Raw genomic sequence first — 12,300 nt, forward strand, 5'->3', positions numbered from 1 at the left:
AATTGCTTATTTGTTATCTGAAGAAATAAAAATATTATTTCCTACAATTTTATAATTGATTGGTATTGAGTTTTGCAACGATTTCAATACTGACTCTATATTTGATTTTTTTTTCAATACACCTGAATAGGTCTTGTCGGAGCGAATGTCCGGTGAAAGGATGATCTTTACATCGTAAAAACGTTCCAAAGCTTTAGTAATGGTGAAGATATCGGCCTGTTCAAATGGAATCAAATCATCGTGCCAAACTGCATCTAATCTGGCTTCAACCTGTTTAACAGTCAGCCTGCCGGTGCTTCTATTCAACTCAGCACGTTGTCCCGGAGCTAGAATAATGTGACCTTCATTTTGTTTGCCTTTTACTTCGATTTCTCCTTCAATTAATGTTGCTTCGGCAACCCGACCCTGTTTGTCGCATTTAAAGTTGAAAACGGTGCCCAATACCCGTACTTTCATCACATCACTTTCTACGGTAAATGGGTATTGATGATTTTTGGTTACTTTAAAAAAAGCTTCTCCTTCCAGATAAACATTCCGTTCTGTATCGGAGAACTTACTTGGATACTTCAAGATAGCAGAATTATTTAACCATACTTGAGTACCATCCGGCAAAGTTATTTCTTCGACAATTCCTTTATTGGCAGTAACTACCAACATTTCTGTTTCGTTTTGATAGAACCAGTATCCGGCACCTCCGCCTAACAATAATATTACAGTAATAATAGCGGCATATTTCATCCACCGGTACATACGTATTGTTTTAAGTTGTTTGTCGCTTTCTTGTTTAATTCTCTTGTAAAGTCTCTTTTCTGCAACATCCATACGTAACTTATCCGCATAAGAGTTTACTTTACCCAATTGATAAATTTCCTCCATACGAAATAACTGACAGGCATGTTCGTCGGACTCTTGAACCCAGGCATTTACCTCGGTCAGTTGTTCTTCAGAACATTCTCCCATCAAATATTTTTTTAGTATGTCTTCGCTCAGATTTCTCATTTTTCTTTTCCTTCTTATTATAAAAACAATTTAATCTCTAAAAACACTTATCTTATTTCCATAAAAATAAGAAAAAAACAAGCCAAAGGTGATCGAGGCGATTTCGTAGATATTTTAGTGCTTTATACATATGAGCTTCCACTGTGCGGAGTGAGATTCCAAGAATGTCCGCTATCTCTTTGTTCTTCATCTCATGCAGGTAACTTAATTTGAATACCTCTTTGCATTTGTCTGGCAACTCGTTAATGGCATCGTATATTTCTTTTCGTAGTTCCCGGTCTTCGATTCTTCGAATAACCTCATTATTATCCGGTTGATAGAATTCTGCCCGCTTTTGGTTAATCTCTTCCATAGCAGCACAATATCCTTCCTCTATACTGCGATGTTTCAGTACATTGAGACACCGGGTATAAACAGCCCGATAGAGAAAGGCTTGAATCTGGTCGCCTATCTCCATACTGTCTTTTCTTTTCCAGAGTTCTACAAATACATCCTGTACTACATCTTCTGCCTCTTCATCTCCTACCAGGCGGGTAGCATAGAAAATCAGGCTTGGATAGTACCTGCGGAATAGGACTTTGTAGGTTAATTCGAAGTTTTCGTTCATTCTTTTCCTCCAAAAATGACTCCAAATGTTTTAGGAGTATCGCTCATCTCAAATTCTACTTTAACTCCATTCATGATTTGTTCATGTGTAAGATAGGTTTTGTTATAGGAGTGTCCGTCCACTTTGATTGAGCGAATATAGATATTCTTTTTACTTACTTTCGGGGCGAGTACTGTGAATGTTTTGCCATTAGCCAGATGAAGTTTCATCTCCGGGAAGAGGGGAGTGCCTATCTCATATTGCCCGCTTACCGGATTGACAGGATAAAATCCCATAGCACTGAATACATACCAAGCGGACATCTGTCCACAATCCTCGTTGCCACAAAGACCGGCCGGAGTATTGAGATAAAGTTCATTCATTACTTTGGCAATATATTCCTGTGTACGATTCTCTTGTCCAATGGAGTTGAAGAGGTAAATCACATGATGACTCGGTTCATTGCCATGTGCGTATTGTCCAATCATACCTGTACTGAATATAGGGAGTTCCTCATTTGACGAAGGAGAATAAGTAAACATACTATCCAGCTTCTGAGCAAATCGGTTTTTGCCTCCAAGAAGGTCTATTAAACCCTTCATATCATGCTGTACAGACCAGAAATATTGCCAACCGTTACTTTCACAGATGTGTGAAGTATAGTCATCAGCTTTGAAGTCTTTGATAAAGCCTCCTTTACTATCTCTAGGCTGCATGAATGAAGTGGCGGGATTGTAGAGATTCTTATAATTTTGAGAACGTTTATAGAATTCATCTGCAATGTCTTTCTTCCCCATCTTCTTAGCCATTTCAGCGATACAGTAATCATCGAAAGCATATTCTAAGGTTTTGGATAATGACCAGTTTTCAGCATTATACTTATCTGTTACATCATATGGGATATATCCCAGTTTCTTATAAATACCAATTCCCCGATAACTATCTATGTTGGCAGTAGCTACACACGCAGCCAGTGCTTTTTCTGCATCGAAGTTACCGATTCCTTTTAGGTAAGCATCTACAATGACGGGTACTGCATGATAACCAATCATCATGTCTGTTTCACTTCCATAGAAATTCCAGACTGGTAAGCGTCCGTTCTGTTCGTAAAATGCAATGAAAGATTTCACCATATCATTGACACGCTCCGGTTCGGTATAGGTAAAAAGTGGGTGAGCAGCACGATAAGTATCCCACAAAGAAAAGGTACTATAGTTTACCCAACCATCTGCTTTATGTATCTTTTTATCCGGACCATAATAAGCTCCATCCACATCGCTATAGATAGTAGGAGCGATCATGGAATGGTATAAGGCGGTGTAAAAGTTCACTTTATCATTTTCGTTGTCTCCCGTTACTTCTATTTTGCTGAGTTGCCGATTCCAACTGTCTTTAGTTTCTGCCAAATATTTGTCGAAATTGTTTTCTGGGACTTCTGCTTGCAAATTTTTGGCTGCACCTTCCATGCTGACACCGGAAATTGCTGTATTTACAAGGATTTGTTCTCCTTCCTGAGTATTGAAATCAAAACGTGCGATAGTTGTAATTCCAATACGTTTGTTATCCTTAATAATAGCTGTAGTATCTAATTCAACTTTTTCAAAGGGTTTGGAGAAACGAGTACGAAAGTAGATATGTTGGTCACGTGCCCAACCGTCGGAGAAACGGTAACCTTGAATGGTAACTGAATCTATCACTTCAATATAAGAATCGTTAGTAAAATCCCAGTTCATAGCTTTCTTCAGGTTTAGGAAGATTGCTGCTTGTGCTTTAGGAAATGTGTATCGCTGGATACCACAGCGCTCCGTTGCTGTTAATTCAACATTAATATTATAATCTTTCAATCGTACTTGGTAATAGCCTGCAGATGCTATTTCATCTTCGTGAGAAAACTTTGAGTGAATACCAAGTGGGGCTTCTGCCTTTTTATATGGCAACGTGACCGGCATGAAAGATATGTCATATAAGTCTCCTGCACCTGTTCCTGATAAGTGGGTATGGCTAAATCCTGCAATCGTGCTGTCTGGATAAAAATAACCGGAGATACGATCCCAGCCTGGAAGTCCGTTGTCCGGACTAAGTTGTACCATGCCGAAGGGGGCTTGGGCACCGGGATAAGTATTACCTGTAAAATCGGTTCCGATAAATGGGTTTACGTACGATGAATAATCTATTTCATGTTTTTCTTCTGTAGAAGTGCAAGCAGCAAAAATGCAAGCTAAAAACAGGCATAGATAAATCGGCGTTTTCATTGTCTTTTGGGTATTAGTGATTACTTATTTTGTTATTTGAAGGATAAAGAAAATAATTAATCTATTTACAAAGGTAGAAAAAATAAATTAAAAAGAAGAGACTAGTCTCTTCTTTTCATTAGAAACTAATCTCTTTTATAGTGAAGAATCATAAAATAAAGAATGAAGAATTAGCTGCACAATAGCTGCATAGCAATTCTTAATTTTTCATTTTTCATTCTTTATTTATCAAATTCCTGCAAGTTCTAGTACTTTTTCAACGGCTGCATTCATTCCATCTGTATTCTTTCCTCCGGCTGTTGCAAAGTGCGGCTGTCCACCGCCGCCTCCTTGTATCAGTTTGGCTGCTTCTTTTACTATATTACCGGCTTTCAATCCACTTGCAACCAAGTTGTCACTAATCATAACTGTAAGCATCGGTTTGTTATTGTCTATGGTTCCAGCGACAAAGAATAAGTTTTCAGTAATTTCTCCACGAAGTTGGAAGGCAATGTTTTTCACAACTTCAGCAGGAAGTGGTGCGCAGAATTTCACTACTTTCACGCCATTGATTTCTTGAATGTTTTTCAGTAATCTCTCTTTTAGAACAGATTCTTTTTCCTTCATGAAATCATCTACCTGTTTCTTCAAGCCTGCATTTTCGTCAATGTATTTGCGGATCGCAATACCAAGGTCCGGAGCGTTATTAAAGAGTGCTTTCAAATCATTGAGTGTATCTTGAATTGTATCCAGCATTTCTTCTACGCGAACACCTGTATAGGCTTCTATACGGCGAACTCCGGCTGCAACAGAACTTTCAGAAATAATTTTCACCATTCCAATATTTCCGGTTGCGGCTACATGTGTACCTCCACAAAATTCAATAGAAGAACCGAATTGAATTACACGTACTTTATCTCCATATTTTTCACCAAAGAGTGCGATTGCTCCCAGTTCTTTAGCTTCCTCAATAGGAATGTTGCGATATTCTTTTAATGGAATGTTCGCACGAATCTTAGCATTTGCCAAGTGTTCTACTTTACGTATTTCTTCGTCTGTCACTTTCTGGAAGTGTGAGAAATCGAAACGTAAAGAGTCCGGAGTCACCAGTGAACCTTTTTGTTCTACATGCTCGCCCAGAACTTCGCGAAGTGCTTCGTCTAACAGGTGAGTTGCCGAGTGGTTGGCTGCACAAGCAGCCCGCTTATCGGTATCTACACAAGCCATCATCGGAGCTTCCGGATGTTCGGGCAACTTTTTGGTAATATGTATCGGAAGATTATTTTCTTTCTTGGTGTCGATTACTTCGATGGTTTCATATTCGCTAACCAGTACACCGGTGTCACCTATCTGACCACCACTTTCTGCATAGAATGGAGTATAGTCAAGTACAATCTGATACAAAGTCTGGTTCTTCTGTTTGATTTGACGGTAGCGAAGAATGGAAGCTTCGTATTCCGTAAAGTCGTAACCAACAAATTCTGTTGTTCCCTCTTTCAGAGTAATCCAATCGCCTGTCTCAATAGCTGCAGCATTACGTGCACGTTGTTTTTGCTGTTGCATCTCAGCATCGAACTGTTCGATATTGACTGTCATTCCGTTTTCACGGAGAATCAATTCGGTAAGGTCGAGTGGGAAGCCAAAGGTATCATACAAAGTGAAGGCTTCTTTACCACTGATTTCAGTCTTTCCGGTAGCTTTTGTATCTTCCATTGTTTTATCCAACAAACGGATACCTGTTTCCAAAGTACGGAGGAATGATTCTTCTTCTTCTTTAATTACTTTTTCAATCAGACCTTTCTGTGCAATCAGTTCAGGATATGCTTCTCCCATGTTTTCTATCAATACAGGCAGTAACTTATACATGAATGCTTGTTTCTGCCCCAGGAAAGTGTATCCGTAACGCACAGCACGGCGAAGGATGCGTCGGATTACGTAACCGGCTTTAGCATTTGATGGCAACTGACCGTCTGTAATAGAGAATGCAATTGTACGAATGTGGTCGGCAATTACACGCATAGCGATGTCATTTTGCTTATCTTTACCGTATTCTGTACCTGCCATGGCTGCTATAACTTTGATAATCGGCTGGAATACGTCAGTATCGTAATTGGACGTTTTGCCTTGTAATGCCATACAGAGACGCTCGAATCCCATACCTGTGTCAATAACTTTTGCAGGGAGTGGCTCGAGGCTACTGTCAGCCTTGCGGTTATATTGCATAAACACGAGGTTCCATATTTCAATTACTTGAGGATGGTCATGATTCACCAGATCGCGTCCTGAAATTTTAGCACGTTCTTCTGCCGGACGAAGGTCAATGTGGATTTCAGAACAAGGTCCACAAGGTCCTGTATCACCCATTTCCCAGAAGTTATCATGTTTATTACCGTTGATGATATGATCCTTAGGCAAATATTGCTCCCAATAAGAAGCAGCTTCGTCGTCACGACTCAATCCTTCCTCAGGGCTACCTTCAAATACGGTAGCGTACAGGTATTCCGGATTGAGTTTTAATACTTCTACCAGATATTCCCATGCCCAATTGATAGCTTCTTTCTTGAAGTAATCACCGAATGACCAGTTTCCTAACATCTCGAACATGGTATGGTGATATGTATCATGTCCTACTTCTTCCAGGTCATTATGCTTTCCGCTTACACGTAGACATTTCTGAGAATCCGCGACTCTGTGGTATTTCACCGGCTGGTTACCTAAAATAATATCTTTAAACTGGTTCATACCCGCGTTGGTGAACATCAGGGTAGGGTCATCTTTTATCACCATCGGAGCCGAGGGAACGATGTGGTGTCCTTTCGACTCGAAGAAATTCTTGAATGAATCTCTGATCTCTTTTGCAGTCAGCATACTTCTATATATATCTATTGTTGAGGTTAATATTCTCAAAAAACAGTGCAAAGATAGCTCGTTTTTATTATTTTTGCCGTATTAACAAGCGAAATATTTCCAAAAAGATGCGCAAGGTATACTACATATATAATTCACAGACGCAGACGTATGATCGAATTTACCCCACCGTGCGGCAACGTGCGCTTAGTATTTTACGCCGGCTTTTCTGGGGAATGGGGTTGGGAGCAGGAAGTTTTCTTGTATTACTTCTAGTATTTGGCTCTCCGTCTGAGAAAGAACTTCGAATTGAAAACAGTCGTTTGCAAGCACAATATAATGTACTTTCCCGTCGATTGGATGATGCAATGGGAGTTCTTCAAGATATCCAGCAGCGTGATGATAATTTGTATCGGGTAATTCTGCAAGCAGATCCTGTTTCTCCGGCTATTCGGCAAGCGGGTTATGGAGGTACAAACCGTTATGAAGAATTGATGGATATGGTCAATTCAAAGTTGGTGGTGAATACAACTCAGAAATTAGATGTGCTTTCTAAACAGTTATATATACAGTCCAAATCTTTTGATGATGTAGTGGATATGTGTAAGAACCATGATGAGATGCTGAAATGTATTCCGGCCATCCAACCTATTTCTAATAAAGATCTTCGTCAGACAGCATCCGGCTATGGTACCCGTGTCGATCCTATTTATGGTACAACAAAGTTCCATGCCGGAATGGATTTCTCTGCTCATCCGGGGACAGATGTATATGCAACAGGTGATGGTACAGTGGTGAAAGTCGGATGGGAAACCGGATATGGGAATACGATTGAAATTAACCATGGCTTCGGCTATATAACTCGTTACGCTCATTTACAAGGTTTTAATACGAAAGTTGGGAAGAAGGTAGTGCGTGGTGAAGTGATAGGCAAGGTGGGAAGTACAGGTAAAAGTACTGGACCTCATTTACATTATGAAGTCCATGTGAAGGGACAAATCGTTAATCCTATTAATTATTATTTCATGGATTTGAGTGCTGAAGACTACGAAAAGATGATTCAATTAGCTGCTAACCATGGTAAAGTCTTTGATTAATTAATAAATAACGAGTCTTATGCTTCATACTGATAAAGAATTAAAATTATATTATTCGATTGCCGAAGTGGCTGATATGTTTGGCGTCAATCCTTCTTTACTCCGATTTTGGGAAAAGGAATTTCCACAAATTTCTCCCAGAACTAGTGGGAGAGGGGTACGTCAATACCGCAAGGAAGATGTAGAAACGATTGGACTTATTTATCATTTGGTAAAAGAGAAAGGAATGACGCTTCCGGGAGCACGCCAGCGGTTGAAAGATAATAAGGAAGTAACTATCAAAAACTATGAAATAGTCAATCGGCTAAAAGCTATCAAGGAAGAACTTCTAGCCATTAAAAAGGAGTTGGACGGACGACATTAGGGAGGAAACCTCGGACTCTATTTCTCTATATTGATTCGGATTTGTTTATTAAACCCCCTATTCTCTAAAAAGAGGTTATTTAACTGTCTTCCCCCATTATATACTAAGGTATTGTTAGGTGTTCTGATTTCCATTCGTTTTATATAGGATAGATAGGCTTGAACTCTTTCCTCACTCCAAGTGAGGTTCATACCCAAGCGTATCTTATTAAAGGAACTTTTGGGCGCAATATCGAAGTAGACGGTGCTATCGTTTAATTGATGATAGGGACCCTCATTTCCATTCTGATTCATTCCGAAAAAATATCCGCCTGTCTTATCATTATACTCTTTAGTTGCACCTTTGGCATAAAATGTCGAAAGCGCTTCAGTAGTACGACAGACTATTCTTATTGTATCATTTGTCTGGTTCTCTATCTTTCCAAGAGCACAAAAATCACAGCTGGAAAGAGTAATTGCAGTGAACGATAGTAATAGTAATTTCTTCGTGTTTTTCATTTGCTTTTACATAATATGATTGGCGTGCTTTCCTCCTTTATTCTTCAATGCGGGTAACCTGCTTGATATTCTGAATCTTCTTCAAATTATTGCAGATAGCTCTTACGTCTTCAGCATCATGTACCCATAGTTGTATTTTACCTTCAAATATTCCGTCATTGGTTTCAATTGCCAGCTTACGGATATTTACATTCAATTGTCTGGAGATAACTTGCGTTACTTCATTTAATAAGCCCATACTGTCTATACCTTTTATATATATATAAACAAGAAAAGAAAGTTCTTTGTGAGTATCCCATTCTGTTGCTATAATACGGTTTCCATAGTTACTTTTTAACTTGGCAGCTACTGGGCATTGTCGTTTATGAATAATGATTCTGTTGTTTTCGTCGATGTATCCTAAAACGTCATCACCTGGAATGGGATGGCAACATTCAGCCATGATATATTTTTTCTGCAAACTTTCTTCCGTAAGTTTCAGTATTTCCTTCGGATTGATTTTTTCTTTTTCTTGCGGTTCTTTCTCCTCTTGTTTTTCTTTGGTATTATTATTTCCAAATGAGAAAGTCAGGTATTTTTTCCAATTACTGGTTTGCTTTTCTTTTAACTCATTTCGGTCGATCTCACTCAGCACAATGGCTTTACTGCCAATAGCTGCTAGAAATTCTTCCTCATTTTTAGAATTATGAAGTTTACGTAGTTTTTCTATAACTGTCTCGTCCGGACGTACTTCTTCTTTCTTTAAGAATTCGCTCAGTAAATCTTCACCAATCTTCTGATTGGCCTTGCGCTCTTTACGAAGAATAGCAGCAATCTTGGCACGAGCCCGGGCAGTGGTCGCAAAAACTTCCCATTGAGGTTGTACACGTTGCGATTTTGAAGTTAGGATTTCAACCTGGTCACCACTTTGCAGCTTATGGCTCAATGGTACTAGCTTGTGATTAACCTTGGCACCGATACAATGGCTACCAATATCTGTATGCAAAGAAAAAGCAAAGTCAAGTGCCGTTGAGTTTTGGGGCATCGTCTTTAGTTCTCCTTTGGGCGTGAATACAAAAATCTCGGAAGCAAACAAGTTTAATTTGATGGTATCTAGAAAGTCTATAGCATCCGGTTGCGGATCATCAAGTATCTCTTTGATTGTTTTCAACCATTTTTCCAATTCGCCTTCGTCTTCGCTACCTCCCCCTTCTTTATACTTCCAATGAGCGGCAAAGCCTTGTTCAGCAACATCGTTCATACGTTCACTACGGATTTGGACTTCAATCCATTGACCATTATTCCCCATCAAGGTAACGTGTAATGCCTGATATCCGTTGGCTTTCGGATGGCTTACCCAGTCACGCAGACGGTCGGGATGCGGCTTATATATCTTAGATATGGATACATAAATATCGAAACAGTCATTCAACTCTTCCTCCTGATTGCGTGGTTCGAAAATAATGCGGACAGCCAGTAGGTCATAAATTTCTTCGAAGGGGACGTGCTTAGTCTGCATTTTATTCCAGATGGAATAAATAGATTTTACTCTTGCCAATATTCGATATTTGAGCCCCATCTTATCTAGTTGTGTACGGATAGGAGCTGTGAAATCATTGAATACTTTATCGCGTTGGGCAGCGGTAGCAGTCAATTTTTCCTCTATTTCAGCAAATTCTTCAGGATGTTCATATTTGAAACTGAGATTTTCTAATTCAGTTTTAATCTTATAGAGTCCCAGACGATTTGCCAATGGTGCATAAATATAGAGAGTCTCACCGGCTATCTTAAATTGCTTATTTGGCAACATAGAACCCAGGGTACGCATATTGTGTAAACGGTCGGCTATTTTAATCAGGATAACACGGATATCATTAGACATAGTAAGCAGTAACTTCTTAAAGTTCTCTGCTTGAGCGGAGGCGCGATCTCCAAAAATACCACCGGAGATCTTAGTAAGTCCGTCTACAATCTGAGCTATTTTAGGACCAAAAATATTTTCTATATCTTCTACTGTGTAGTCGGTGTCTTCCACTACATCATGCAGCAACGCTGCACAGATAGAAGTAGAACCTAATCCAATTTCGTTGCATACGATTGTAGCGACTGCAATCGGGTGCATGATATAAGGTTCACCGGAACGACGTTTGATTCCTTTGTGTGCCTGATTGGCGAAGTTGAAAGCTTTGGTTATGATTTCAACTCGTTTGCGATGTTTGGTAGCAAGATAATCATTCAGTAGTTCCTGGAATGCCTGATTGATCATCTCCTCATCTGCTATTTCTTTGGGGGTCAGATTCTCCATATTTGTTATCCTTTCACTTGCTTAGTTTTGCAAAAATAAACAATTTTCCGAATGAAGCAAGCGAGAAGCTGCTTATTTGTATATTTTCAATCGTTTACCCGCAGATATTCTAGTATTAGACATTCCATTCCATTTTTGTATATCTTTCACTCGAACACCTAGCTTATCAGCGATAGTAGATAATGTGTCTCCATTTTTGATATTATAATAGGTCGGAGTGCCTTTGCCTGCAACAGAAGTAGCTTGTTTACGTGTAGCGGGTTCTTTTTCCTTTACAGCAACCGTTTTTCTGTTGCGGAATAATTCGTCAGCACGATGTCCATAAATAGTATCTTGTTTATCAATGAAGGTACTTATTGCGTTGATCGGAAGTCGCAATGTATAAGGTTTCGTATCTCCCGGAATGACTTGCTGCTTATATTGCGGGTTTAAGCTCTTGACCTCATCTAAAGGAATATTACAGATTTCGGATATTTGTTCGAAGTGTAAGTTCTTGTTTACTTGTATTGTATCTGTACTTGCCGGAATATTAGTCTCCATCGGACAAATATTATGATCGCAGTAATAAGTCATCACATAGTTAGCAGCAATAAAAGCAGGTACATATCCTTTTGTCTCTTTCGGCAAGAAATTATAAATTTTCCAATAATCAGTTTCTCCTCCCGCACGGCGAATCGCTTTATTAATGGTGCCAGGACCACAATTATAGGCAGCAATGACTAGATTCCAGTCTCCATAAATAGTGTACATCTCTTTCAAATAACGAGCAGCAGCCCATGTTGCTTTAATAGGATCACGACGCTCGTCTACCAAACTATTAGACTCCAGACCATATATTTTCCCAGTTCCAAGCATGAATTGCCATAATCCTGATGCACCTGCCCGTGATACGGCAGATGGATTTAAGGCTGATTCAATAATAGGGAGGTATTTAAGTTCTATTGGAAGTCCGTAGGCATCCAAAGCTTCTTCAAAAATCGGCATATAAAAATTGCAGGCACTCAACATGAAAGATACCTGATTGCGCAGACGTCCGGCATACATATCAATAAATTTACGTACTACTTCATTATAAGGCATTTCCATGATAGCTGGAATGCGTGAAAGGCGGTCTGTGTATACGGAATCGCTGAATAGGGGATTTACTTCTGCTGTACTGCAATCTTTACCTAAATCAACGTAATTTTTAGCTTTCCAGTCATTCAGTAAGCTATCTAGCGGATATGTCATACTCATTGGTAATTCGATGCTTTCTTTGCGTTCGGTTCCATTTTCATGAATGACTACATCTACACTTTGGGCTTTGGCTTGAGAAATTGCTAGTAAAAAAAATAAAATAATCGGATAATAGTTTGATAATTTCTTCATGTTCAATAATAAGTTCAATCTTAGTTG

The 12,300-nt window shown here is 39.3% G+C and carries 9 protein-coding genes; 2 read left to right on the forward strand and 7 right to left on the reverse strand.

Translation table 11 applies throughout. From position 1 onward, the window contains the following. Positions 1-6 precede the first annotated feature (6 nt). From PHO71_RS04245 to alaS, 4 genes are all read right to left on the reverse strand, one after another. Positions 7-999: a FecR family protein gene (locus PHO71_RS04245; RefSeq protein WP_300199393.1), complete on the reverse strand. Its 993-nt coding sequence runs from the start codon at positions 997-999 to the stop codon at positions 7-9. Between the two features lie 52 nt (positions 1,000-1,051). Continuing rightward, positions 1,052-1,606, reverse strand: coding sequence for an RNA polymerase sigma-70 factor (locus tag PHO71_RS04250; protein ID WP_300199395.1), 555 nt, complete (start codon positions 1,604-1,606; stop codon positions 1,052-1,054). After that, entirely contained in the window at positions 1,603-3,837 is a 2,235-nt protein-coding gene (locus PHO71_RS04255) for a GH92 family glycosyl hydrolase (protein ID WP_300199398.1), read from the reverse strand. Before PHO71_RS04255 ends, PHO71_RS04250 begins: the two co-directional genes overlap by 4 nt. 228 nt (positions 3,838-4,065) lie before the next feature. Continuing rightward, the gene (gene alaS / locus PHO71_RS04260) at positions 4,066-6,684 is read right to left on the reverse strand and encodes an alanine--tRNA ligase (RefSeq protein WP_300199400.1); all 2,619 of its coding nucleotides are present in this window, start codon (positions 6,682-6,684) and stop codon (positions 4,066-4,068) included. A 107-nt stretch (positions 6,685-6,791) separates the two neighbouring features. On the opposite strand from alaS, the gene PHO71_RS04265 reads away from it, so the two are divergent. Further along, positions 6,792-7,760 (forward strand): M23 family metallopeptidase, encoded by a 969-nt coding sequence (locus PHO71_RS04265; RefSeq protein ID WP_300199403.1) that lies wholly within the window; start codon positions 6,792-6,794, stop codon positions 7,758-7,760. 19 nt (positions 7,761-7,779) lie between these two features. Further along, positions 7,780-8,124, forward strand: coding sequence for a MerR family transcriptional regulator (locus tag PHO71_RS04270; RefSeq protein WP_300199406.1), 345 nt, complete (start codon positions 7,780-7,782; stop codon positions 8,122-8,124). Between the two features lie 17 nt (positions 8,125-8,141). Here the strand turns inward: PHO71_RS04270 and PHO71_RS04275 are convergent, their stop codons facing one another. From PHO71_RS04275 to PHO71_RS04285, 3 genes are all read right to left on the reverse strand, one after another. Continuing rightward, on the reverse strand, positions 8,142-8,621 hold the full coding sequence (locus PHO71_RS04275) for a hypothetical protein (RefSeq protein ID WP_300199409.1): 480 nt from the start codon (positions 8,619-8,621) through the stop codon (positions 8,142-8,144). Positions 8,622-8,658: 37 nt separating this feature from the next. Next, positions 8,659-10,905, reverse strand: a complete 2,247-nt coding sequence (locus tag PHO71_RS04280) for a RelA/SpoT family protein (protein WP_300199411.1) — start codon at positions 10,903-10,905, stop codon at positions 8,659-8,661. A gap of 72 nt (positions 10,906-10,977) precedes the next feature. After that, positions 10,978-12,273 (reverse strand): lytic transglycosylase domain-containing protein, encoded by a 1,296-nt coding sequence (locus tag PHO71_RS04285; protein ID WP_300199414.1) that lies wholly within the window; start codon positions 12,271-12,273, stop codon positions 10,978-10,980. Positions 12,274-12,300: the final 27 nt, after the last annotated feature.

The organism is Bacteroides sp. (genome assembly GCF_028690125.1).
Lineage (GTDB): Bacteria > Bacteroidota > Bacteroidia > Bacteroidales > Bacteroidaceae > Bacteroides.

Excerpts from the sequence above, each read along its gene's own strand:
- PHO71_RS04245 (WP_300199393.1), bottom strand. The coding sequence starts at position 999 with ATGAGAAATCTGAGCGAAGACATACTAAAAAAATATTTGATGGGAGAA.
- PHO71_RS04250 (WP_300199395.1), bottom strand. The coding sequence starts at position 1,606 with ATGAACGAAAACTTCGAATTAACCTACAAAGTCCTATTCCGCAGGTAC.
- PHO71_RS04255 (WP_300199398.1), bottom strand. The coding sequence starts at position 3,837 with ATGAAAACGCCGATTTATCTATGCCTGTTTTTAGCTTGCATTTTTGCT.
- alaS (WP_300199400.1), bottom strand. The coding sequence starts at position 6,684 with ATGCTGACTGCAAAAGAGATCAGAGATTCATTCAAGAATTTCTTCGAG.
- PHO71_RS04265 (WP_300199403.1), top strand. The coding sequence starts at position 6,792 with ATGCGCAAGGTATACTACATATATAATTCACAGACGCAGACGTATGAT.
- PHO71_RS04270 (WP_300199406.1), top strand. The coding sequence starts at position 7,780 with ATGCTTCATACTGATAAAGAATTAAAATTATATTATTCGATTGCCGAA.
- PHO71_RS04275 (WP_300199409.1), bottom strand. The coding sequence starts at position 8,621 with ATGAAAAACACGAAGAAATTACTATTACTATCGTTCACTGCAATTACT.
- PHO71_RS04280 (WP_300199411.1), bottom strand. The coding sequence starts at position 10,905 with ATGGAGAATCTGACCCCCAAAGAAATAGCAGATGAGGAGATGATCAAT.
- PHO71_RS04285 (WP_300199414.1), bottom strand. The coding sequence starts at position 12,273 with ATGAAGAAATTATCAAACTATTATCCGATTATTTTATTTTTTTTACTA.